The sequence below is a fragment of the Pseudacidovorax sp. RU35E genome (assembly GCF_900156165.1).
In the GTDB taxonomy this organism is placed as follows: domain Bacteria; phylum Pseudomonadota; class Gammaproteobacteria; order Burkholderiales; family Burkholderiaceae_C; genus Xenophilus.
The window spans coordinates 332480-353800 of the sequence record NZ_FTMY01000004.1 but is presented as its reverse complement, the minus strand read 5'-3'; the positions used below and the strand labels follow the sequence as shown (position 1 = coordinate 353800).

Below are 21321 nucleotides of genomic sequence, written 5' to 3'. Positions count from 1 at the left end.
GCGGTGACGCCCTCAGGAGCGCCACATGCCCTGGCCCGCCATCTCGCCGACGATGCGCACGATGTGACCCGTCACCGCCGTGACCGCGCTCGACGGCCCCTTGGACCGCGAGAAGGCCATGGCCACGGTGCGCTGGAAGGGCGGCTCGACGATGCGCGCGGCCTGCAGTCGACCCTCCTGCACCTCCTGCCATACGGCATGCAGCGGCAGCACCGTGTAGAGCCCTTCCTGGGCCGTCAGCTGCTTCTGCAGCGGCAGTGAATCCGCCTCGATCACCGGCGCCAGTGCGATGCGCGCATGCCGCGCGCCGGCGTCGAGCGCCGTGCGCAGCCCGTTGGGTGCGCTCGGCAGGATGAAGGGCAGCCCATCGAGGCTCGCGAACGGAACCTGTCCATTCGCCGTGAGCCGGTCGTCGCGCGGGCCGATCAGGTAGCTGTCCACCGTCGCGAGCGCTTCCTCGCCTTCGGGCAGCGTGGGCGCATAGCGGTAGAGGATGGCGATGTCGACGCGCGCGTCGGTGAGCCATTCCTCCACCTGGCCGCTGGAGCCCTCCAGCACCTTGAGACTCACGCCCGGCAGGCGCGCACGCACGGCCGCGAAGAGGCGGCCCGTGAGGATGGTGCCGATGGACGGCAGGCTGCCCAGCGTCACCGTGCCCACGGGCTCGCGCAGATCGGCGCGGATGTCGTGCTCCAGCGCCTGGGCGCGCTCCAGCAGGTCCTTGACCTGGGGGAACAGGCGCTGACCCGCCTCCGACAGCTCCACGCCACGGCCCGTGCGGTTGAAGAGCCGCGTGCCGCATTCGCGCTCAAGCGCATTGACCTGGCGGCTCAGGAAGGACTGGTTGCTGTCCAGGAAGAGCGCGGCCCGCGTGAGGCTGCCGAGCTCGCCGATGGCCACGAAGGAGCGCCATTTCTGCAGGTCGGCGGCGATGTCCAGCGCGAAGTCGGTGGCTCTAGGCTTGTGCATGGGCGGCGATTATGGGACGGGCTTCGCGCCCTGAGCAGGGCATCGACCCGCTTGTTCGCGCCCGCATAACAGCCTTGCACGATCGATGCATAGCTCGCGAAGAGGGCGCCTCCTAGACTGCCTGCAGAGCCAATCCAAGGAGACACACATCATGGGCCAAGGCCGTCCCTCGTACCGCGCGACTGCCGCCCTGGCACTCGCCTGCAGCCTCGCTGCCAGCCCTGCCGTCCATGCCGAGGACTGGCCGGCCCGGCCCATCAAGCTGATCGTCCCCTATGCCGCGGGCGGGCCCACCGACGCCATCGCCCGCCTGCTCGCCACCAAGGTGGGCGCACGCCTGGGCCAGCCCGTGGTGGTGGACAACCGCGCGGGTGCCGGCGGCACCATCGGCGTCGACGCGACGGCCAAGGCCACGCCCGACGGCTACACCTTCGCCCTGGTCGCGCCGGGCCCGCTGGTCGGCATGCCCAACCTCATGAAGGCGCCGTACACGCTCGGCGACCTGCAGTACCTCACCCTCGTGGCCCGCATTCCCAGCGTGATCGTGGTCAACACGAAGTCGGGCATCGACTCGGTGGATGCCCTGGTCAAGAAGGCGAAGGCGGCGCCCGGCAAGCTGAGCTACAGCTCGGCCGGCCCCGGCACCACGCCGCACATCGGCATGGAAATCTTCGACGACCAGGCGGGCGTGAGCCTGCTGCATGTGCCCTACAAGGGCGCGGCACCCGCCATCACCGGCCTGCTGGGCGGCGAGGTCGACGTGGCCATGGTCGACCTGCTGCCGGTGCTCGCGCACGTCAACAGCGGCTCGCTCAAGGCGCTGGCGGTCGCCTCCAAGAGCCGCGCGCCGCAACTGCCGAACGTGCCGACCACGGCCGAGAAGGGGCTGCCCGGCGTGGTGATGGAGACCACCTACGGCATCGTGGCGCCCAAGGGCGTGCCCGCGCCCATCGCGGCGAAGCTGCGCGACGCCTTCATCGCCGCCGTCGATGCGCCCGACACCCGGCAGCAGTACCTGCTGCAGGGCGCATTGCCGATGACCTCCACCGGCAGCGAGTACCAGCAGCTGATGCAGGCCGAATCGGAAAAGTGGCGGGACATCATCGCCAAGGCCAAGATCACTATTCAATGAGCAGCGGCCCGATGAAGATCGTCGCCGCCACGGTCGAGCCCTGCACCCAGGCGCTGGCCGACCCGCAATGGAAGTTCGCGCGCGCCCAGGTGCCGGCCCTCGAAGGGCAGGTGTTGCGCCTGCAGGACGAGGACGGACACGAAGGCCTGGGCTATTGCCACGCCATCCCGGCCATCTCCACGCACGGCGCGGGTGCCCAGGCAGGGCTCGCCTTCCTGGCGCCGCGCCTAGTGGGCCGTGCCGTGGACGACCTGGCCGGCACCATGGAAGAGGTCGACGCGCTGCTCGCCTACCAGCCCACGGTGAAGGCCGCCATCGACATGGCGCTGCACGACCTGCTGGCGCGCCGCCTGGGCGTGCCCGTGCATGTGCTGCTCGGCGGCAAGCTGCGTGATGCGGTGCCGCTGTCGCGCATCCTGCCGATCAAGGCGCCGGACGAATTGGCGGCGCTGGCCGGTCGGCTGGCAGCCGAAGGCTACGCGCAACTCAAGCTCAAGCTCTCGGGTGACACCGACCTGGACGTGCAGCGGATCGCCGCCGTGCGCGCCGCCGTGGGCGAGGCGGTCGCGCTGACCCTGGACCCCAACCAGTCGTACAACGCCAAGCAGATGATCGCGGCCTTCCGGCGCATGGAGCGCTACGACATCGCCCTGATCGAGCAGCCGGTGCCGGCCGCCGACTTCGCGGGGCTTGCCCTGCTCACGCGCACGCTGCCGGTGGCCATCGAGGCCGACGAAAGCGCACAGAGCGTGCGCGACGTGTTCAGGCTGGTGGCCGAGCGCGCCGTGGATGTCATCAACCTCAAGGTCACCAACCTGGGCGGCATCCGGCGCTTTGTGCAGGCTGTGCGCCTGTGCGAGGCCGGCGAGGTGGGCTGCCGCGTCGGTGCCGCCTTCGGCCCGTCGCTGCTCCAGGCCATGGCCCTGCAGGCCGCCAGCGTCGTGCGGCGCCTGCCCTATGCCTGTGAGCTGTCGGAACACCTGCACCTCAAGGACGATCCCTTCACACCGCTGCCGGTGCAACACGGCCACCTCCAATTGCCGGCCGGCCCAGGCTGCGGCGTCACCTACAAGCCCCGTTGAACGCGATGAAAAGACTCTTTGCCAGGACCGCCGCACTGCTGTGCGCTGCCATCGCCTTCAGCGCAGGCGCGCAGGACTTTCCCACCAAGCCGCTGCGGATGGTGGTGCCCTTCGCACCCGGCGGCGGTGCCGACTTCGTCGCGCGGGCCATCGCGGCGCCCCTGGCCAAGCGGCTGGGCCAGCCCGTGGTGGTCGACAACAAGCCGGGCGCGGGTGCCGTGCTGGGTGCGGACACCGTCGCCAAGGCGCCAGCCGACGGCCACACCTTGCTGTACACCACGCCGGGTCCCCAGATGACGAGCCCCTACCTCATGGCCAGGCTGCCCTACGACCCGGTGCATGACCTGGTGCCGGTGTCGGAAGTGGCGATCGTCCCCAACGTCCTGGTGGTCAACAAGAACCTGCCCGTGCACTCCATCGAGGAACTCATCGCCTACGCCAAGGCCAACCCTGGCAAGGTCAACTTCGCCAGTGCCGGCCAGGGCGCCAGCAGCCATCTGGCGGGCGAGCTCTTCAAGCAGGCCGCGGGCGTCTCGATCATGCACATTCCCTACCGCGGTACCGGGCCTGCGCTAGCCGACCTGCTCTCCGGCCAGGTCCAGATGGCCATCGACAGCATCGCGGCCTACAAGCCGCACATCGACAGCGGCGCCCTGCGACCGCTTGGCGTGGCCACGGTCAAGCCGTCGCCCCTGTTGCCCGGCGTGCCGCCGATCGCGCAGACGCTCAAGGGCTTCGACGCCGCCCCGGTCAATTACATCTCGGTGCCGAAAAACACGCCGCGCGCCGTGATCGACAGGCTGAATCGCGAGATCAACGCCGTGCTGGCGTCGCCCGAGCTGAAGGAACAGTTCGCCGCCAATGGCGTGGTGCCCCAGGGCAGCACACCAGAAGAGATGGCAGTGCTGGTCCGCAGCGAAGCTGCCAAGTGGAAGAAGGTCATCGAGACCTCCGGCGCCCGCATCGACTGAACCGAACAACCCAGGAGCCAACCATGAACGACCTGACCCAGCTCGAAGTGCAGATCGAGGACTTCGTCGCCACCCTCACTTTGAACGCGCCGCCGGTGAATGCCCTCACGCGCACGCTCAACGACGAGCTCACCCTGGCGCTGGACCGCATCTCCGAAATGGACGAAGTGCGCGCCGTGGTGCTGACGGGCGCCGGCAAGGTGTTCTGCGCCGGCGCCGACCTCAAGGGCCGCAAGGACGTGATCAAGGGGCCGGGCGACCTTCCGGCCCATTCGCGCCGCACCCGCGAATGCTTCCATGCCATCCGCGAATGCGCCAAGCCGGTGGTGGTGGCCATCAACGGCGCAGCGCTCGGCTCGGGCCTGGCCATGGCAGCCTCCAGCGACATCCTGGTCGCCTCGGAGAAGGCCACGCTGGGCATGCCCGAAGTGGACGTCGGCCTGCTCGGCGGCGGACGCCATGCCATGCGTCTCTTCAGCCACTCGCGCCTGCGCTTCATGGCCCTCACGGGCACGCGCGTCGATGGCGCAGAGATGTACCGCCTGGGCATCGTGGAGGCCTGCGTGCCGCCGGAAGAGCTGATGCCCAAGGCCCTGTCGATCGCACGCAGCATCGCATCGAAGAGCCCCATCGCCACGCGCATGTTCAAGCACACGCTCAACACCATCGAGGACATGAGCCTGCGCGACGGCTATCGCTACGAACAGGACATGACGGCCCAGATCGCCAGGACCGAGGACGCCAAGGAAGCCCAGCGCGCCTTCGCCGAGAAGCGTCCGCCGGTGTTCACGGGGCGTTGAGCGGGTGTGAACTGTCGCTGGCGTGATCGACAGAAAACGCCACTGCCGGTTCAATCGCGCGGTCATCCAAAGGAATCATCATGTTCGCCGATCCATCCCCCAAAGCCGCCGACCTGCTGCAGCGCCTCAAGGCCTTCTTCGACCAGCACATCTATCCCAACGAGGAGCGCTACCACCACGAGATGGACGCCTTCCGGCGCGCCGGCGATGCGTGGCAGACGGTGCCGCTGATCGAGGAGCTCAAGCCCAAGGCGCGCGAGGCGGGCCTCTGGAACATGTTCCTGCCGCATCCCTATGAAGGCAACGGCGGCGTCTCCAACCTCGACTACGCGCCGCTGTGCGAGGTCATGGGCCGGGTCCATTGGTCCAGTGAGGTGTTCAACTGCTCCGCGCCGGACACCGGCAACATGGAGACGATCGAGCGTTACGGCACCGCTGAGCAAAAAAAGCAGTGGCTGGTGCCGCTGCTGGCCGGCGAGATCCGCTCGGCCTTCCTGATGACCGAGCCGGCGGTGGCCTCGTCGGACGCCACCAACATCCAGTGCTCGATCCGTCGCGATGGCGACCACTACGTGATCAACGGCCGCAAGTGGTTCTCGTCGGGCGCGGGCAGCCCGCGCTGCCGCATCTTCATCGTGATGGGCAAGACCGACCCGGACGCGCCGCGGCATGCGCAGCAGTCCATGGTGCTGGTGCCGCGCGACACCCCCGGCGTGACGGTACTGCGCCACCTGTCGGTCTTCGGCTACGACGACGCGCCGCATGGCCACATGGAGGTGCTGCTCGAGGACGTGCGCGTGCCGGTCGACAACATCCTGCTGGGCGAGGGCCGCGGTTTCGAGATCGCCCAGGGCCGCCTCGGCCCCGGGCGCATCCACCACTGCATGCGCTCGATCGGCGCGGCCGAACGCGCGCTGGAGCTGATGTGCGATCGCCTGCGCAAACGCATCGCCTTCGGCAAGCCGCTGGCCGAGCAATCGGTTTGGCACGAGCGCATCGCCGAGTCCCGCTGCATGATCGACCAGGCCCGCCTGCTGACGCTCAATGCGGCCTGGAAGATGGACACGGTGGGCAACAAGGTGGCGCGCGCCGACATCGCCATGATCAAGGTGGTGGCGCCCAACATGTCGTGCAAGGTGGTGGACTGGGCCATCCAGGCCCACGGCGGCGGCGGCGTGAGCCAGGACTTCTGGCTGGCCGAGGCCTATGCCCACCAGCGCACCGTGCGGCTGGTGGACGGTCCGGACGAGGTGCACCGCAACGCCATCGCCAAGCTGGAGCTGGCCAAGGGCGTCTGAAGGCTGAGTGAGGCCGCGCGCTGGTATGCGCGCCCGCGCATCCCAGCGTTGCAGCCGCCGCGGTAGTCGCCTTGGGTGCCCCTTCCGAGAATGGGTCATCGTGAAGGAGATCTGCCCATGAGCACCGCCGCCGGCCCGTTGTCGCACGTCCGGGTCCTCGACCTCAGCCGCATCCTGGCGGCGCCCTGGGCCGGCCAGATCCTGGCGGACCTCGGCGCCGAGGTCATCAAGATCGAACGGCCCGGGGCGGGCGACGACACGCGCAGCTGGGGCCCGCCCTTCCTCAAGGACGCAGAAGGCCGCGACACGCGCGAGGCCGGCTACTACCTGGCCGTGAACCGCGGCAAGCGCTCGCTGACGGTGAGCCTGGAGAAGCCCGAAGGCCAGCAGATCGTGCGCGAGCTCGCGCAGCGGGCCGACATCGTGCTGGAGAACTACAAGGCCGGCACCCTGGCCCGCTACGGGCTGGACGAGGCCTCGCTGCGCAAAGTGAATCCGCGCCTCATCTACTGCTCCGTCACCGGCTTCGGCCAGACCGGCCCGCGCCGCGACCAGCCCGCCTACGACTTCCTCATCCAGGCCATGGGCGGCCTGATGAGCGTGACGGGCGAGAAGGACGGCAAGCCCGGCGCGGGCCCGCAGAAGGTGGGCGTGCCCATCGTGGACCTGATGACGGGCATGTACACCGCCGTCTCCGTGCTCGCCGCACTGGCCCGCCGCAACGAGACGGGCGTGGGCGGCTACATCGACATCGCCATGCTGGATGTTCAGGTCGCCACGCTGGCCAACCAGGCGATGAACTACCTGGTCTCGGGCAAGGTGCCGCAACGCAACGGCAATGCGCATCCCAACATCCAGCCGCAGGACGTCTATGCCTGCGCGGATGGCGACGTGATCCTGGTGGTGGGCAACGACGGGCAGTTCGCCAAGCTCTGCCAGGTGTTCGCGCATCCCGAATGGGCCGCCGACGCGCGCTTTGCCACGAATGCCCAACGCGTGCGCAACATCGTCGAACTCTCGGCCCTGCTGCGCGAGGCCTTCGGCCAATGGGAACGCAGCCGGCTCATCGCCGCCCTGGACGCCGCAGGTGTGCCCTGCGGCCCGATCAACAACGTCGCCCAGGTATTCGAGGAACCGCAGGTGAAGGCGCGCGGCATACTGCAGCGCGTGCCGCATCCCGCCGGCGTGGATGTGCCGCTGGTGGCCAGCCCCATGCAGTTCGATGGTGCGGCCCTGCCCATCCGCTCGGCCCCGCCGCTGCTGGGCGAGCACAGCGCGGACATCCTGTCCGAGCTGGGCTATGCGCCTGCCGACATCGCCGCACTGCGTCTGAAGGAGGTGATCTGATGACCGGCCAACTGACCCTGCACTGGTCGCCCAAGTCGCCCTACGTGCGCAAGGTGATGGTGTGCGCGCACGAACTCGGCCTGGTGGACCGGCTGCACCTGGTGCGCTCCGTCGCGGCGATGCTCAAGCCCAACCCGGAGATCATGGCGGTGAACCCGCTGTCCAAGATCCCGACGCTGGTGCGGGAGGACGGCTCGGTGCTGTTCGACTCGGTGGTGATCTGCGAATACCTGGACACGCTGGCGGGGGGCACGATCTTCCCTGCCGAGGGTGAGGCCCGCTGGCAGGCCCTGCGCTGGCATGCCTTCGGCGACGGCCTGCTGGATGCCCTGATCCTGTGGCGCAACGAACGTGAGCGTGCGCAGCCGCTGCAGGACCTGCTCGATGCCTTCGCGCTGAAGGTGCGTTCGTCGCTGCTGCTGCTGGATGCCGAGGCCGCCGCCCTGGGCGCGGCGCCGTTCTCCATCGGCACGCTCACCGTGGGCTGCGCGCTGGGCTACATCGACTACCGCTTCGATGCGCTGGGCTGGCGGAACACCGCGCCGCAACTGGCCGCCTGGCATGCGGAACTGATGCAGCGGCCCTCGTTCCAGGCCACGGAGCCCATCGACGGCTGAGAAGGTGTGAGCGGGGGCGCATCGGCCCCCGTCGATCAACCCCGCGCCGCGTCCATCTGCGCGACGATGGCCGCGCGCCGCGCCTGCACCGCGGCCTTCTCCTCGTCATAGAGGCTGCGCCCCTGGGCGTCGATGCCGACGGTTGCCGGCCCCAGGCCCTGCACCTTCAGCCGCACCAGCCGGTAATGAGTGAGCATGTCGCGCCAGCCCACTTCCACCACGTCCTGCACGGCATGCGAGAGCAGCGTGCATCCGCCACCCAGGAAGGACAGGTACACGCCGCCGACCTCCTGCAGCGCCTCGGCCGATGCCGCATCCAGCCCGCCCTTGCCGCCCACCGCATGCCAGCGGAAGCCGCGCAGCAGCCGCGGCATGAACGGGTTGAAGCGGGTGCTGGTCGTCGGGTTGAGGTACAGCACCTCGAAGCGTTCGCCCATGTCGCGGCTGAAGCTGCCCAGGTGCATGACCGAGGCCTCCTGCAGCGCCATCGGCAGCGGCTCCTGCCCCTCCAGGCAGCGCAGCAGCCGTTCGTGCGTGGGCATGCCGGCGGTGATCACGATCTCGCCGTCGAGCGTGACGAGGTCGCCGGCGCGCAGGTTGCGCGCGTCGGCTTCGGAGAGCGGAAAGCTCAGTCGGTGTTCGCGGACGGCCATGACTTCACTCCAGGATTTCGACGCGGCCATCGTTGAAGAGCCGCGCGCGGGTACGCCGGTTGATCCAGCAGTTGAAGGCCACGGCCACGGGCGTGAAGCCGTGGCCGGCGCAGTAGTTCACATGCACGGCCATTGCGGTGCTGTCGCCGCCGGTGCCCATGGGGCCGAAGCCGGTCTGGTTCACGGCCTGCACCAGGCGCCGCTCCATGTCGGCCACCATCGGCTCGGCATGCGCGGTGCCGATGGGGCGCAGCGTCGCTTCCTTGGCCATCTTGGCCGCGTAGTCGAAGGTGCCGCCGATGCCCACGCCGATCACGACCGGGGGGCAGGGCTGGGCGCCGGCCTGGATGACCGTGTCCAGCACGAATTCCTCGATGGTCTTCAGGTCGGGGAAGCTGAAGATTTCCAGCGCCGCCCATCGGCCCGACCCCAGCGCCTTGGGCGAGCAGGTGATCTCCACATGGTCGCAGTCGTCCACCAGGTCGAAGGTGACGATGGGCATGCCCTTGCCCCGGTAGCCGCGCGCCAGCGTGAGCGGATGCGTCACATGCGGCAGCAGCGGCGGCTGAATGGTGTCCACCAGTTCCGCGAAGCCTTCGGTGATCGCCTGGCGCAGGTTGCCGGCGAACTGCGCCTGCACGCCCACCTTGACGAAGTAGACCGGCACGCCCGCGTCGGAGCAGATGAAATGCTGCTCGCGCTGCGCCGCCTCGGCGCTCTGGAGCATGACGCGCAGCGTGTGGCGCGCGGTCTCGTTGCGCTCGCGCGCATCGGCGCTGCGCAGGGCCGCCTCGGTGTCCTTGGGAATGCCGCGCAGCGAGCGGTCGTACAGCTGCGCCGTGACCTGCTTGATGGTCGTGAATGCGATGGCCATGGGGCAGGGCTCAGTCCATCCGCACGCCGGCCGCCTTGGCCAGCGCGGTCCAGCGCTTCGACTCGCTGGCCACGAAAGTGCCGAACTCCTCCGGCGTGCCGCCGTTGACGATCAGCGCCTGGCTGCCGAAGAAGCTGACCGCATCGGGCGAGGCCAACACGGTGGCGATGGCACTGTTGAGGCGCTTGACCACAGCCGGCGGGGTCTTGGCCGGTGCCAGCACGCCGTACCAGGTGGAGGCCAGCACGTTCTTGTAGCCGCCCTCGGCCGTGGTGGGCACATCGGGCAGGCCCTCGACGCGCGTCGGCGTGCCCACCGCCAGGGCGCGCAGCTTGCCGCCCTTGATGTAGGGCAGCACCACCGGCGCATCGGCGAACATCACGTCCACCGTGCCGGCCATGACATCGGTGAGCGCCGGGGCCGCGCCCTTGTAGGGAATGTGGATCATCTCGGCCCCCACCTCGCGCTTGAGCAGCTCGGAGCCGAGCTGGGTCGTCGTGCCCGGCCCCGCGCTCGCATAGCTGACCTTGCCGGGATGCACCTTGGCGTCGGCCACCAGCGCGGCCAGGTCCCGGTGGCGGCCCGTCGACGAGCTCACCAGCACCATGGGCGCGGTGGCGACGCGGATCACCGGTGCCAGGTCCCGCGCGACGTCGTAGGGCTGCTTGTCCATCAAATAGGGCGCGATGGCGACGGCACCCACCGAGGCGAAGAGCAGCGTGTGCCCATCGGCCGGCGCATTGATCACGGCCTGCGCACCCAGCACGCCGCCGGCACCGGCGCGGTTGTCGATCACCACCGGCTGGCCCAGGGCCGCGCCCAGCTTCACGCCGAGCCAGCGGGCCTGGATGTCGGCCGGCCCGCCCGCGGCGAAGGGCACGACCAGCTTGACGGGCTGGCGGGGGAATTCCTGGGCGGCCGCCTGTGCGGCAAACAGTGCGCCCGCCAGCGCCATGGCGGCGCAGATCCGATGCTTCATGCGTGTCTCCTGTGATCGTGGTCTGCCGGCATTCTGGGCAGCACCTGCGCGCCGCGGTACCCCCGCGGCGTCATAGCTGCTATGCGGCGTCCAGCGCCTGCGGATTGACCAGCCCCGCGGGCCTGCCGCCCTGCAGGCGCGTCACCACGGCCTTCGCGGCCGCCATGGCCACGCGGTGCATGGCCTCGCGCGAGAAGGTGGCCATGTGCGGCGTGACCACGATGCCCGGCACGCCGATGAGCGGGCTGGTGCTGCCCGCACCCTGCTGGCGCAGCACGTCGACCGCGGCCCCGGCCAGGTGGCCCTCACGCACCGCCGCTGCCAGGGCCGCCTCGTCCACCAGGCCGCCGCGCGAGGTGTTGACCAGGTAGGCGCCCGGCTTCATGCGCGCGATGGCACCGGCGTCCAGCATGTTCGCGGTCTGCGGTGTGAGCGGCGCATGCAGCGAGAGGAAGTCGGCCTCGCGCAGGGCCTTGTCCAGGTCCACGTAGCTAAGGCCGAGGCGGTGCGCCAAGTCCTCGTCGCGCTGGCGGCTGACCGCGAGCACGCGCATGTCGAAGCCGCGTGCGCGCCGCGCAACGGCTTGGCCGATGCGGCCCAGGCCCACCAGGGCCAGCGTCTTGCCCCAGACCTCGGTGCCGGTGACGCGCGTCCATCCCTGCTGCTGCACGCTGTCCGCGGCCGGAAGCAGGCCGCGCGCGGCACAGAGCAGCAGCGCGAAGGTGAAGTCGGCCACGCTCTCGTGGTTGGTGCCTTCGGCGATGGTCACGGCGACGCCCTGCCGGGTGGCGGCGTCGAGGTCCACCGTGTCGTAGCCCACGCCCGGGCGCGCCACGATGCGCAGCTGCGGGGCGTTGGCCAGCAGCCGCGCCGAGACGGGCTCCATCGCGAAGATCAGGGCGGCGGCATCGCGGCTCTGGGTCAGCAGCCAATCCTCGTCCAGCGGCAGCGGCGGAGTCGCCAGCTGCACCTCGCAGCCCGCGTCGCGCATGAGCTGCAGCGCGGGCTCGCATCCCTTCACGGATCCGGCCGTGACCAGTACCTTGCCGAGGCTCATGGCGGCCCGTCAGCGGTAGAGCCGTTCGGGGTTGTCGAACAGCACCCGCTGAACGAGCGCGTCGCTGCCGGACCAGGCCATGAACATGTCCAGCAGTTGGGTGGCGTCCGGCACCGGGTTCACGCGCAGGTGGGGCCAGTCGCTGCCCCACACCAGCTGCTGCGGATTGGCTTCGAGCATCTTCTGCTGGAAGGCGCGGCCGACGTCCCAGTCGGCCTCGTTCAGCAGGTTGCGGTACGCGCACAGCTTGACCCAGACCTTGCCGCGTGCGAGCAGATCCAGCAGCACGCGGAAGCCCGGCTCGTCGACGCCGGCCTTCGCATCGAAGCCGCCCATGTGGTCGATCACGACCGGCACGGGCAGGTCCTGCAGCGCATCGGCGATGGCCGGGAGGGCCCGGCAGTCGGTCCAGAGTTCGGCATGCAGCCCCGCATCGGCGAGCGCAGGCGCCAGGGCGCGCAGGTCGTCGAAGGAGGCACTGCCGCTGAAGTTGGCGCCGGCGCCGCTGCGATGACTGAAGCGGGCGCCGCGCACGCCCCTGGCATGCAGATCGCCGAGCGGCAGCGCGCTGCCGGGCCGCACCACCACGACACCGCGCAGCGCCGGCTGCGACTGCAGGGCATGCAGCAGCAGCGAATGGTCGTCGCCGTAGGCACTGGGATGCACCAGCACGCCATGGCGAAGGCCGAGTCGGCGCAGCAGCGCCAGGTACTGCGGCTCCAGCGCCTCCGGCGGTGTGTAGCTGCGGTCCGCGGCCAGGGGAAAGCGTGCATAGGGGCCGAACAGGTGCGCGTGGCAGTCCCAGCCGCCGACGGGCTCGGATGGCGCGCCCGCTGCGTGCCCTGGCGCTTCGCCTGCAGGCCGCGCGCTATTCGGCGCAGCGGCGTCGGCGGTCACGACAGCGCCTCCTGCTGCGGCAGCGCGAAGGCGGGCGCCACGCCTTCCGGCAGTGGGATCTCGTGGCAGTTGAGCGTCATCGCCACCATGGTGTAGTAGCCGATGAGCGCCGTGAGTTCGACCACGCCCTTGATGCCGAAGCGCGCCAGCGCCTCGGCATAGGTGGCCTCGGACACCGAGCGGTGCCGGTTCAGCTCGACCGCATAGCGCCACACAGCCGCGTCGTCGGGCGACATGGCGGGCGGTTCGGACTCGGCAAGCAGCGCCTCGATGAAGGCCGGCTCCAGGCCCGCCTTCTCGCCCTCGATGCGGTGCGCATACCACTCCAAGGGCGAGCGGCAGGCCCGGCCCGTCACCAGGATCGCGATCTCCGACAGCCGCGGCGGCAGCGAGGTGCCGTAGCGCAGCAGGGCGCCCAGCGCCTGCCACTTGTCGGCCAGATCCGGGTTGTGCAGGGCCGCGCGCAGCGGCCCCTGGATCCTGCCGCGCGGGCCGGAGAGCACCTTGTCGAGCACGGCGCGCTGCGCCGCGTCCATGTTGTCCGAGGGGAAGAGGGGAATGCGTGCCATGGTGGATCGGGAGCTTTGTCTCCGGGCGAGGCTAAACCATCGAGACGCGGCACAGAGGCGCTGCACCGGCAAGCCTGCTATGCGCCGATGTGCATGGCTCGCCCGCCGATGGCGGCCTATTCTTTGCAGACATCACAAGCAGGAGACAACGACCATGCCGGACCTCCATCGGCGCCTGCAGCGCCGCGCCCTGGTGCTGGGCATTCCTGCCGCCCTTGTTTCGCTGCACGGCTGCGCCATGAACCCATCGCCTCCCCGACGACACCGCGAACTGCTGAAGAACGGCACGACCGACATCGACGTCATCGTCGATGGTGACGGGCCAGCCGTCGTCATGCTGCCCTCGTCGCTGCGCGATTCCGAGGACTTCGACGAAGTCGCCGCATTGATCGCTGCCCGCGGATTCCGCGTGCTGCGGCCCCAGCCGCGCGGCATGGGCCGCAGCTCCGCACCGCCCCCGGGCATGACGCTGGACACGCTGGCCGGCGACGTCGCCTTCACCATCGAGCGCCTCGGCGGCGGCCGCGCGGTGGTCGTCGGTCATGCCTACGGCCACTGGACCGCGCGCGTCACCGACATGAACCATCCGGCGCTGGTGCGTGGCGTGGTGGTGCTCGGCGCATCGGCCCAGGTCTTTCCGCCGGGCATGGCCGAGGCGCTGGCCGTCGCGTCGGACCCGACACGGCCGGACCCGGAGCGGCTGGCCGCGCTGCGGCTGTGCATGTTCGCGCCGGGCAACGATCCCACGCCCTGGCTGCAGGGCTGGCATCCGGCGCTGCGTGCGGCCTACCGGGCGGCGGGGCAGGTGCCAGCCAAGTCGGTGTGGTTCGGCCGGAGCCACGCGCCCATCCTGGACCTGCAGGGCGGGCAGGATGCGTGGCGTCCGGCTTCCACGCGCAACGAATTGAAGGCGCTGCTGGGCGACAAGGTCACGGTGCAGGTGATCCCGCAAGCCGGCCATGCGCTCGTGCCCGAGCAGCCGCGCGCCGTGGCCCAGGCCATCGCCGACTGGGCGCAGGCCATGCCGGCCTAGCGCGCCGCGCGGTCGTCGTTCTGCCCGCTGCAGACGCGGCCGGCGTCGACGCTCAGCCGCCCGCCTCGAACTGGATGGTGGCCAGGCCGCGGTCCAGGTGGATGGACAGTTCCGCCAGCATCTCGTCCAGGCTGTCGCCCAGCGCGCAGTCGAGGAAGCGCCGGTGGTTGGCCTCGAAGTCCACCTTGGGCGCATGCGCGATCTGGCAGATGCCGAAGCCCAGCTGGATCTTCTGCGTCATCTGCTGCCAGAAGGCCGGCATCAGGTGGTTGCCGCAGCGCTCATACACCAGGCCATGGAAATGCGCCTCGGCGCGGATCTCCTCCGACAGGTCGTCGCTGCGCACGGCCGCGATCATGTGGTCGAAGCGGGCCTGCAGTTCGCCCCGGAAGGCCGCGTCGCGCAGCGGCCAGACGCGGCGGTAGGCCTGGGTCTCCATCACGCGGCGCATCTCGTACACGTCGCGCAGCACTTCGGCATTGACCTCGGTGACGAAGGTGCCGGCATAGGGCCGGTTGGTGGCCAGGCCGCTCTCGATCAGCTCGCGGATGGCCTCGCGCAGCAGGCCGCGGCTCACGGCCAGGTCGCCGGCCAGTCGGCTTTCGACCAGCTGCGTGCCCGGCGCGATGCGGCCAGCGAGGATGGCGCGGCGCAGCGTCTCGGCCACCTGATCGCGGCGGGTCAGCGTGGGCAGGGGCTCGAAACGGGGGATGCTGCTCATGGTGTGCGCGCGATTCTCGGCCAGGGATCGATGCGGCTCGCGGCGTGCAACGCCTTCAGGCCCGCAGCGCGAAGCGCTTCTCCAGCCGCGAGGCCAGGTAGGAGCCCGGGTAGATCAGCACGAAGTAGATCAGGCCCACGGCCGTGAGGATCTCCAGCGGCCGGTAGAAGGCGGCCGACAGCGCGCGGCCCTGGTACATCAGCTCCTGCACCGCGATCACCGAGGCGATGGAGGTGTTCTTGGCCAGCTCGATGCCGCGGTTGGTGAAGGCCGGCAGCATGCGCGCCAGCACCTGCGGCACGATCACACGGCGCATCAGCTGGGTGCGCGTCATGCCCAGGGCGCGGGCGCCTTCCCACTGCCCGACGGGCAGCGACGCGATGCCGCCGCGGAAGATCTCGGAGCAGTAGGCCGAGGCATTGAGCACCAGCCCGCACAGCGCCGCCACCAGCGGCGTGAGCTGCACGCCGGTGAGGATGGGAAAGGCATAGAAGAACCAGATCAGCTGCACCATCACCGGCGTGTTGCGGAACAGCTCGACCCAGCTGCGCCCCAGCAGCACCGGCACGCGGCGGCCGGAGCCGGTGGCCAGCGACAGCAGCAGGCCCAGCGCCATCGACAGCGGAAAGGCGATGACCCACAGCAGCGCCGTCATGCCCACGCCCTTGAGCAGCACGGGCCAGTTCTGCAGCACCGGCGTGAAGTCCCACGAGAAGTCCATGCCGGTCACCTCGCGGTCGCGGAAACGGGCCGGGTGGCACGCGTGAGCCGTGCCTCCAGCAGGTGCGCCAGCGTGCTGAGGACCAGCAGCGTGACGAAGAAGATGGCCGCCACCACGGTGTAGACCTCCAGCGGGCGGAAGGTGATGCTGTTGACCTGCATGGCCTGGTAGAGCAGGTCGGAATACGCCAGCGTCGAGGCCAGCGCGGTGGTCTTGATGAGCTCGAAGGAGCGTTCCATGAAGGGGGGCAGCATGCGCTGCAGGGCCTGCGGCAGCACCACGCGCCGCAGCACGGCGGGCGGGCGCATGCCCAGGGCGCGGGCGCCTTCCCACTGGCCGCGGTCGATGCTGACCACGCCGCCGCGGAACACCTCGGCATAGAAGGCGCCCGACTGGGTCGAGAGGGCGATGATGGCCGCCACGTACGGGTCCAGGCTCACGCCCAGCACCACGGGCAGCGCATAGAAAGCCCAGAAGAAATGCACCAGCGGCGGCGTGTTGCGGTAGAACTCGGTGAACCACAGGGCCGGCCACTGCAGCCAGCGCGTCTTCGTCAGGCGCAGGGTGGCCAGCACGGCGCCGATGAGCACGCCCATGGCAATGGCCACCGCCGCGATGCGGAAGGTGCCGAGCACGCCCGTCAGCAGCATCTGGCGGTATTCCCAGACGGCGCCGAAGTCCCAGTCGTAGTTCATCTGAAGGAGCCCTGCCGCGCCGTCGTTTACTTCTCCAGCGACTCCTTCGTGACGCCGGGCATCTTGTCCGGGTCCAGCCCCTTGGTCTTGAGGTACTGGGCGTACAGCGCCTGCGTCTGGCCCGAGGCATAGAGCTTCTTGAACTGCTCGTCGAGCATGTCGCGGAAGGCCGGGTCCTGCTCCTTGCGCACGCCGGCGCTGGTGGCGATGGCGACCACCGGCTGCGGGATCTGCACGCTGCCCTTCTTGATCTTGGAGTACGCGATGGTCAGCACCGAGTGGTAGAAGCCGATGGCGTCGACCCGGCCGGCGTTGAAGGCGGCGACGGTCTCGTCGGTGTTGGTGAAGCGCTCGATCTTGGCGTTGGGCAGGCGCTTGGTGAGGTCGCGGTCGGTGGCGGTGCCCAGGGCCACGCCTACACGCACGGTGGGCTTGTCGAGGTCGCTCCAGTTCTTCACGACCAGGCCGTCCTTGGCCAGCACGCCCTGGGCATACCAGAGCATCGGCGCGGCAGGGAAGTCGATGGCGCGCTTGCGCTCCTCGGTGGCGTCGAGCACGAACATCACGTCGAACTGGCCCGACTGCAGGCCGGCCACGCTGTTGGCCCAGGTGGTCTCCACCGGCACCATCTTGACGCCGATGTTCTTGGCGATCTGCTCGCCCATGAGCACACCGACGCCGGTCCACTGGCCGGTGGCGGGGTCGCGGTAGTACCACGGGTCACCCGGCGCCACGCCGATGCGCAGCTCACCGGATTTCTTGACCTTCTCCAGCGTCTGGGCCTGGGCCGGCACGCCGGCGAGCAGGCCAAGGCCGAGCAGGCCGAACAGCAGGCCGCGGCGGACGGCGGCAAAGCGGGACAGGATGTTCATTCGTCGCTCCTACAAAGTGGACAGGGAAAGAAGGGGAATCAGGCCGCCGGTGCCGTGATGTAGGCCTGGTACAGCTCGGCCAGGAGTTGGGTCAGCGGGCCGTAGCCCTCGGTGGGCAGGCGCCGGCCGTCGATGGCCGCCACGGGCGTCAGGCCGCCCAGCGTGCCGGTGACGAAGGCCTCGTCGGCGGCATAGACCTCTGCCAGCGTGTAGTCGCCCTCGTGCACCGGGATGCCGTTCTCGCGCGCCAGGCGCAGCACGGTGGCGCGCGTGATGCCGTTGAAACAGTAGCGCCCGGACGAGGTCCACAGGGCGCCGCCGCGCACGATGAAGAAGTTGGTGGAGTTGCAGCTGGAGACGAAGCCGTTGGTGTCCAGCATCAGCGCCTCGTCGGCACCGACATGGATGGCCTGGATCAGCGCCTGGATGAAGTTGAGCCGGCTGTGCGAGTTGAGCCGCAGGTCGAACACGTCGGGCGTGCTGCAGCGGATGGTGCTGGTGTGCAGCGCCAGGCCGCGCTTCTTGGCCGCGACATCGACCACCTTGTGCTCGGCCACGCAGACCACGGTGGCGCTGCCGATGATGAAGCGCGGGTCCTGGTTGGGCGTCTTCTTGAGGCCGCGCGTCACCATGAGGCGCGCATGCGCGCCGTCGTGCATGCCGTTCACCTCGAAGGTGCGCAGGATCACGTCCTTGATCTGCTGCTTGGTCAGGCCGATGTCCATGGCGATGGCATTGGCGCCTTCGAACAGGCGATCGATGTGGGCATCGAAGGAGATCACGCGGCCGTTGACCAGGCGCACGCCTTCCCAAACGCCGTCGCCGCAGACATAGCCGGCATCGAAGATCGAGACCTTGGCCTCGCTGCGGGGCACGAAGTCGCCATTGAGGTAGACGAGCACCTTGTCGTTGCGGTCGTCGGCCCGATAGGCCTGGGAGCTGGTGGCGGAGGCGGGGTTGGAAAGCTGCATGGGAGGAGGGCGCGGAATGAGGGGGCGGGTGCTTCAGAAGCTGAAGGCCGTGAAGCGGTCGAGGAAGCGCTGCGTGCGCTCCTTGCGCGGGTGCTTGAGCACCTCGTCGGGAGTGCCGGCTTCGTAGATCAGGCCGTCGGCCAGGAAAAGCACCTTGTTGGCGTAGTGGTAAGCAAAGCCCAGCTCGTGGGTCACCAGCAGCATCGTGCGGCCTTCCTCGGCCAGGTCGCGGATGACGTTGAGCACCTCGCCCACGAGTTCGGGGTCGAGCGAGGACGTGGGCTCGTCGAAGAGCAGCACGTCGGGCTCCATGGCCAGCGCGCGGGCGATGGCCACGCGCTGCTGCTGGCCGCCCGAGAGGTGGCCGGGGTAGGCGTCCGCCTTGCGGGCCATGCCGACCTTGTCGAGTTCGCGCAGGGCCATGTCCCGGGCCGCCGCGGCGCCCATGCCACGCACCGTGATGGGGCCTTCCATCACATTGCCCAGCACTGTCATGTGCGGGAACAGGTTGAACTGCTGGAACACCATGCCGACCTGACGGCGCACCTGCGCCAGCTCGGCCTGGGTGTAGCGCACGCCATCGCCGCCACGGGCGTCGGGCCGGCCGATGACCTGGCCCTTGAGCTCGATGCGCCCGGCGCTGGGCGTTTCCATGAAGTTGAGGCAGCGCAGGAAGGTGCTCTTGCCCGAGCCGCTGGAGCCCAGGATGGCCACGCGGTCGCCGGGCTGCACGTCGAAGTCGATGCCCTGCAGCACATGATGGTCGCCGAAGCGCTTGTGAAGGCCGCTGATGCGCAGGATGGGCTGGGTCATGAAGAGCGGAAGGATGGATCGACGTCTGGCAACGAAACGGATCGTGATTTTTGTTGGATTGTCCAACAATCGACAGTCTGGTTTTCCCTTGCAGCATCCGTGCCAGCCTCGGCCGCCGGCCCATGAAAAAAGGCCCGCGGCGCTTTCACGCCGCGGGCCTTCCGGGTCAGGTGCTTCGGTTTACTTCTGCAGGTTCACCGCGCCCGAGCCCTGGGCATTGCCACTGCCGCCGACAGCGGCACCGGGCGCCCTGAGCGCACCGCCCGCCGAGCCCGCCGCACCGGTCGCGCCCTTGAGCGAGCCACCCACTGTGTTGGTCAGGCCGCCTGCCATACCGCCCGCAGACGTCGCGGCCCCGGTGGCCGTGTTTGCGGCGCCGCCTGCGGTGTTGGCCACCCCGCCCACGGCATTGGGTGCGTTGCCCACGGCACCGGTCACGCCGCCGAGCACTCCGCCCACCGCGTTGCCCACGCCACCTGCCGCGTTGCCGGCAGCGCCTGTCTGCGCACCGGTGCTGCCGCCGGTGCGGGCATTGCCGCCGGCGTGGGCGCCACTATGGGTCGTGCCCGCATTCACACCCGCGTTCGTGCCCGTCGCGACGCCCGCCCCCGTGCGCTGGCCAGCAGCAGAGCCGGATGCATTCACGTCAGCATTGACGCCCACGCCGACCCCGACGCCCTGGGCCTGTGCGTAGCCGCCGATGGCCAGCATTCCGCCCAGGAGGGCACAGGCGAGGATGCGGTGCGATCGTTGTTGTTGTCGTTGCTTCATGGTGACTGTTCCTTTCGTAGATGGTCACGTTCGACCGGCCGCCTCTCGACCGGTCTGTTGTGAACCTTCGGCCCACATCCGGGCGCCCCGGCGTGCGGGCGCGGCGCAGGCGGGTGTGGGACCAGACCTGCAGGGCGTCGGTCTGCCGCAGCGAACGGTGGCAGGCACACAGGTTCCTGCAGGGGTGCAACGGTTTTCGCTTGTTTTATGGATTTCGGCTAATTAGCAGTCCTGAGTAAAATCGCCGAAATGACCTTGTTCCACCGTACGGCCCTGGCCGACCAGATGGCGCGGCAGCTCCTGCGTCCGGGCCTGCTCGACCAGGGCCTGCGCTCCGGGCTTTTCCTGTCGGGCCTGCGGCGCACTGGCAAGACCACCTTCCTGCGGCAGGACCTGATCCCGGCCCTGGAAGCGCTGGGCGCCATCGTCATCTATGTGGATCTGTGGACCGACACCCGGGCCAACCCCGCCACGCTCATCCATGCGGCCATCCAGCGAGCGCTGGCCGAGCTGCAGACGCCAGCCTCCGGCGTGCTGGCGCGCCTGAAGCGGCTGAAAGGACTCGACGTCGGCGCCGCCGGCTTCAAGTTCGGCTTCCAGCTGAACGAGGTGGGCGCCAAGGGCGGCGTGACGCTGGCGGACGCTCTGACCGAGGTGGTCGACAAGGCGCGGACCGACGTGGTGCTCATCGTCGACGAGGTGCAGCAGGCGCTGGCCGGCGAAGACGGCGCGCAGATGCTGCTGGCCATCAAGGCGGCACGGGATGCGATCAACCCCCGGCCCGCCACGCCCGGCCATTTCATCTTCATCGGTACGGGCTCGCACCGTGCGCAGGTGGTGGGCATGACGCTGCAGGGCCGGCATGCCTTCGCCGGCGCGACCTCCGTCGACTACCCGACCCTGGACGGCGACTACGTGGCCCATGTGCTGGACGCCATCGCGCTCGAAGGCGCCCGCGTCCAGCCCAGCCTGGCCGTGGCCATCGAGGCCTTCGACACCCTGGGCCGGCGCCCGGAAGAGCTGATCCGCGCCCTGCGCCAGCTGCAGCAGGCCGACCCCGCCGAGGCCGACCGCTTCCTGCCCGTCATCGCCGCCACGCTCAGGACGGCGGCCGCCGACGTGGAGCTGCGCAAGGTCGAAGACCTGGGCACCCTCGCCGGCGCCGTGTTCGACCGCGTGGCCCAGGCCGAAGGCGACGCCACCGGCCTGTTCGGCGCGCAGGCCCTGGCCGACTACACCGCGCAACTGGGGCGCGACGTGACGGCCGACCAGGTGCAACGCGTCGCCGACGAACTGCGGGACGCCAACCTCATCATCCGCAAGGGCCATGGCGTCTACGCCGTGACCGATCCCTTCGTCCAGGCCGCCTGGCGCGAGCGCAAGGCGCTGGCCGTGGGCACAGGCCAGTCCGACGACGCTGCGGCCGCCCCGGCGCAGTGAGCAGGCCGCCGCTGCACGGCGCATTCGGTCCAGCCCACG

General features: G+C 69.6%; 23 protein-coding genes. 9 read left to right on the top strand and 14 right to left on the bottom strand.

The genetic code is table 11. The annotated features are described in order from the left end of the window. Window positions 1-12 precede the first annotated feature (12 nt). Window positions 13-969 carry a LysR family transcriptional regulator gene (locus BXA03_RS09385; RefSeq protein WP_076506507.1) on the bottom strand — a complete coding sequence of 319 codons (957 nt, stop codon included), beginning with the start codon at window positions 967-969 and terminating at the stop codon, window positions 13-15. Window positions 970-1120: 151 nt separating this feature from the next. On the opposite strand from BXA03_RS09385, the gene BXA03_RS09380 reads away from it, so the two are divergent. The 7 genes from BXA03_RS09380 (at window position 1121) to BXA03_RS09350 (ending at window position 8216) form a co-directional block, all read left to right on the top strand. Then, window positions 1121-2101, top strand: coding sequence for a Bug family tripartite tricarboxylate transporter substrate binding protein (locus BXA03_RS09380; protein WP_076506504.1), 981 nt, complete (start codon window positions 1121-1123; stop codon window positions 2099-2101). 11 nt (window positions 2102-2112) lie between these two features. Continuing rightward, on the top strand, window positions 2113-3183 hold the full coding sequence (locus tag BXA03_RS09375) for a mandelate racemase/muconate lactonizing enzyme family protein (protein ID WP_076506501.1): 1071 nt from the start codon (window positions 2113-2115) through the stop codon (window positions 3181-3183). Between the two features lie 5 nt (window positions 3184-3188). Further along, window positions 3189-4154, top strand: a complete 966-nt coding sequence (locus BXA03_RS09370; protein ID WP_076506498.1) for a Bug family tripartite tricarboxylate transporter substrate binding protein — start codon at window positions 3189-3191, stop codon at window positions 4152-4154. A 23-nt stretch (window positions 4155-4177) separates the two neighbouring features. Continuing rightward, window positions 4178-4954 (top strand): enoyl-CoA hydratase/isomerase family protein, encoded by a 777-nt coding sequence (locus BXA03_RS09365; RefSeq protein ID WP_017759454.1) that lies wholly within the window; start codon window positions 4178-4180, stop codon window positions 4952-4954. Window positions 4955-5034: 80 nt separating this feature from the next. Then, window positions 5035-6252 carry an acyl-CoA dehydrogenase family protein gene (locus BXA03_RS09360; protein WP_076506495.1) on the top strand — a complete coding sequence of 406 codons (1218 nt, stop codon included), beginning with the start codon at window positions 5035-5037 and terminating at the stop codon, window positions 6250-6252. 117 nt (window positions 6253-6369) lie between these two features. Further along, window positions 6370-7599: a CaiB/BaiF CoA transferase family protein gene (locus tag BXA03_RS09355; protein ID WP_076506493.1), complete on the top strand. Its 1230-nt coding sequence runs from the start codon at window positions 6370-6372 to the stop codon at window positions 7597-7599. Then, window positions 7599-8216, top strand: coding sequence for a glutathione S-transferase family protein (locus BXA03_RS09350; protein WP_083715982.1), 618 nt, complete (start codon window positions 7599-7601; stop codon window positions 8214-8216). Before BXA03_RS09355 ends, BXA03_RS09350 begins: the two co-directional genes overlap by 1 nt. Before the next feature lie 35 nt (window positions 8217-8251). Here BXA03_RS09350 and BXA03_RS09345 read toward each other — a convergent pair whose 3' ends face one another. From BXA03_RS09345 to BXA03_RS09320, 6 genes are all read right to left on the bottom strand, one after another. Continuing rightward, window positions 8252-8869, bottom strand: a complete 618-nt coding sequence (locus BXA03_RS09345; protein ID WP_076506490.1) for a fumarate hydratase C-terminal domain-containing protein — start codon at window positions 8867-8869, stop codon at window positions 8252-8254. 4 nt (window positions 8870-8873) lie between these two features. Next, on the bottom strand, window positions 8874-9743 hold the full coding sequence (locus BXA03_RS09340) for a fumarate hydratase (protein WP_143476254.1): 870 nt from the start codon (window positions 9741-9743) through the stop codon (window positions 8874-8876). 10 nt (window positions 9744-9753) lie between these two features. Beyond that, on the bottom strand, window positions 9754-10722 hold the full coding sequence (locus BXA03_RS09335; RefSeq protein ID WP_076506487.1) for a Bug family tripartite tricarboxylate transporter substrate binding protein: 969 nt from the start codon (window positions 10720-10722) through the stop codon (window positions 9754-9756). Between the two features lie 79 nt (window positions 10723-10801). Further along, window positions 10802-11779 (bottom strand): phosphoglycerate dehydrogenase, encoded by a 978-nt coding sequence (locus BXA03_RS09330; protein ID WP_076506484.1) that lies wholly within the window; start codon window positions 11777-11779, stop codon window positions 10802-10804. A 9-nt stretch (window positions 11780-11788) separates the two neighbouring features. Beyond that, a complete protein-coding gene (locus BXA03_RS09325; RefSeq protein WP_083715981.1) occupies window positions 11789-12676 on the bottom strand; it encodes an amidohydrolase family protein in 888 nt (295 codons plus the stop codon). Next, entirely contained in the window at window positions 12673-13245 is a 573-nt protein-coding gene (locus BXA03_RS09320; RefSeq protein ID WP_076506482.1) for a carboxymuconolactone decarboxylase family protein, read from the bottom strand. Before BXA03_RS09320 ends, BXA03_RS09325 begins: the two co-directional genes overlap by 4 nt. Window positions 13246-13399: 154 nt before the next feature. Between BXA03_RS09320 and BXA03_RS09315 the strand changes: the two genes are divergently transcribed. After that, window positions 13400-14278, top strand: a complete 879-nt coding sequence (locus tag BXA03_RS09315; RefSeq protein ID WP_083715980.1) for an alpha/beta fold hydrolase — start codon at window positions 13400-13402, stop codon at window positions 14276-14278. 52 nt (window positions 14279-14330) lie between these two features. Here the strand turns inward: BXA03_RS09315 and BXA03_RS09310 are convergent, their stop codons facing one another. The 7 genes from BXA03_RS09310 to BXA03_RS09280 all read right to left on the bottom strand — a co-directional run bounded on the left by BXA03_RS09310 (window position 14331) and on the right by BXA03_RS09280 (window position 19842). Further along, window positions 14331-14999, bottom strand: coding sequence for a GntR family transcriptional regulator (locus BXA03_RS09310; RefSeq protein ID WP_076506480.1), 669 nt, complete (start codon window positions 14997-14999; stop codon window positions 14331-14333). A gap of 55 nt (window positions 15000-15054) precedes the next feature. After that, a complete protein-coding gene (locus tag BXA03_RS09305) occupies window positions 15055-15720 on the bottom strand; it encodes an amino acid ABC transporter permease (RefSeq protein WP_076506779.1) in 666 nt (221 codons plus the stop codon). 5 nt (window positions 15721-15725) lie between these two features. Continuing rightward, window positions 15726-16415 carry an amino acid ABC transporter permease gene (locus tag BXA03_RS09300; RefSeq protein ID WP_076506478.1) on the bottom strand — a complete coding sequence of 230 codons (690 nt, stop codon included), beginning with the start codon at window positions 16413-16415 and terminating at the stop codon, window positions 15726-15728. A 26-nt stretch (window positions 16416-16441) separates the two neighbouring features. After that, complete coding sequence (locus tag BXA03_RS09295) at window positions 16442-17287, bottom strand: transporter substrate-binding domain-containing protein (RefSeq protein ID WP_076506476.1); 846 nt, start codon at window positions 17285-17287, stop codon at window positions 16442-16444. 38 nt (window positions 17288-17325) lie between these two features. Continuing rightward, window positions 17326-18258 (bottom strand): aminotransferase class IV, encoded by a 933-nt coding sequence (locus BXA03_RS09290; protein WP_076506475.1) that lies wholly within the window; start codon window positions 18256-18258, stop codon window positions 17326-17328. Window positions 18259-18291: 33 nt separating this feature from the next. After that, window positions 18292-19071, bottom strand: coding sequence for an amino acid ABC transporter ATP-binding protein (locus BXA03_RS09285; protein ID WP_076506473.1), 780 nt, complete (start codon window positions 19069-19071; stop codon window positions 18292-18294). Window positions 19072-19251: 180 nt separating this feature from the next. Next, a complete protein-coding gene (locus BXA03_RS09280; RefSeq protein ID WP_076506471.1) occupies window positions 19252-19842 on the bottom strand; it encodes a hypothetical protein in 591 nt (196 codons plus the stop codon). Window positions 19843-20091: 249 nt separating this feature from the next. Between BXA03_RS09280 and BXA03_RS09275 the strand changes: the two genes are divergently transcribed. Then, on the top strand, window positions 20092-21282 hold the full coding sequence (locus tag BXA03_RS09275) for an AAA family ATPase (protein WP_076506469.1): 1191 nt from the start codon (window positions 20092-20094) through the stop codon (window positions 21280-21282). Window positions 21283-21321: the final 39 nt, after the last annotated feature.

Excerpts from the sequence above, each read along its gene's own strand:
- BXA03_RS09385 (WP_076506507.1), bottom strand. The coding sequence starts at position 969 with ATGCACAAGCCTAGAGCCACCGACTTCGCGCTGGACATCGCCGCCGAC.
- BXA03_RS09380 (WP_076506504.1), top strand. The coding sequence starts at position 1,121 with ATGGGCCAAGGCCGTCCCTCGTACCGCGCGACTGCCGCCCTGGCACTC.
- BXA03_RS09375 (WP_076506501.1), top strand. The coding sequence starts at position 2,113 with ATGAAGATCGTCGCCGCCACGGTCGAGCCCTGCACCCAGGCGCTGGCC.
- BXA03_RS09370 (WP_076506498.1), top strand. The coding sequence starts at position 3,189 with ATGAAAAGACTCTTTGCCAGGACCGCCGCACTGCTGTGCGCTGCCATC.
- BXA03_RS09365 (WP_017759454.1), top strand. The coding sequence starts at position 4,178 with ATGAACGACCTGACCCAGCTCGAAGTGCAGATCGAGGACTTCGTCGCC.
- BXA03_RS09360 (WP_076506495.1), top strand. The coding sequence starts at position 5,035 with ATGTTCGCCGATCCATCCCCCAAAGCCGCCGACCTGCTGCAGCGCCTC.
- BXA03_RS09355 (WP_076506493.1), top strand. The coding sequence starts at position 6,370 with ATGAGCACCGCCGCCGGCCCGTTGTCGCACGTCCGGGTCCTCGACCTC.
- BXA03_RS09350 (WP_083715982.1), top strand. The coding sequence starts at position 7,599 with ATGACCGGCCAACTGACCCTGCACTGGTCGCCCAAGTCGCCCTACGTG.
- BXA03_RS09345 (WP_076506490.1), bottom strand. The coding sequence starts at position 8,869 with ATGGCCGTCCGCGAACACCGACTGAGCTTTCCGCTCTCCGAAGCCGAC.
- BXA03_RS09340 (WP_143476254.1), bottom strand. The coding sequence starts at position 9,743 with ATGGCCATCGCATTCACGACCATCAAGCAGGTCACGGCGCAGCTGTAC.
- BXA03_RS09335 (WP_076506487.1), bottom strand. The coding sequence starts at position 10,722 with ATGAAGCATCGGATCTGCGCCGCCATGGCGCTGGCGGGCGCACTGTTT.
- BXA03_RS09330 (WP_076506484.1), bottom strand. The coding sequence starts at position 11,779 with ATGAGCCTCGGCAAGGTACTGGTCACGGCCGGATCCGTGAAGGGATGC.
- BXA03_RS09320 (WP_076506482.1), bottom strand. The coding sequence starts at position 13,245 with ATGGCACGCATTCCCCTCTTCCCCTCGGACAACATGGACGCGGCGCAG.
- BXA03_RS09315 (WP_083715980.1), top strand. The coding sequence starts at position 13,400 with ATGCCGGACCTCCATCGGCGCCTGCAGCGCCGCGCCCTGGTGCTGGGC.
- BXA03_RS09310 (WP_076506480.1), bottom strand. The coding sequence starts at position 14,999 with ATGAGCAGCATCCCCCGTTTCGAGCCCCTGCCCACGCTGACCCGCCGC.
- BXA03_RS09305 (WP_076506779.1), bottom strand. The coding sequence starts at position 15,720 with ATGGACTTCTCGTGGGACTTCACGCCGGTGCTGCAGAACTGGCCCGTG.
- BXA03_RS09300 (WP_076506478.1), bottom strand. The coding sequence starts at position 16,415 with ATGAACTACGACTGGGACTTCGGCGCCGTCTGGGAATACCGCCAGATG.
- BXA03_RS09295 (WP_076506476.1), bottom strand. The coding sequence starts at position 17,287 with ATGAACATCCTGTCCCGCTTTGCCGCCGTCCGCCGCGGCCTGCTGTTC.
- BXA03_RS09290 (WP_076506475.1), bottom strand. The coding sequence starts at position 18,258 with ATGCAGCTTTCCAACCCCGCCTCCGCCACCAGCTCCCAGGCCTATCGG.
- BXA03_RS09285 (WP_076506473.1), bottom strand. The coding sequence starts at position 19,071 with ATGACCCAGCCCATCCTGCGCATCAGCGGCCTTCACAAGCGCTTCGGC.
- BXA03_RS09280 (WP_076506471.1), bottom strand. The coding sequence starts at position 19,842 with ATGAAGCAACGACAACAACAACGATCGCACCGCATCCTCGCCTGTGCC.
- BXA03_RS09275 (WP_076506469.1), top strand. The coding sequence starts at position 20,092 with ATGACCTTGTTCCACCGTACGGCCCTGGCCGACCAGATGGCGCGGCAG.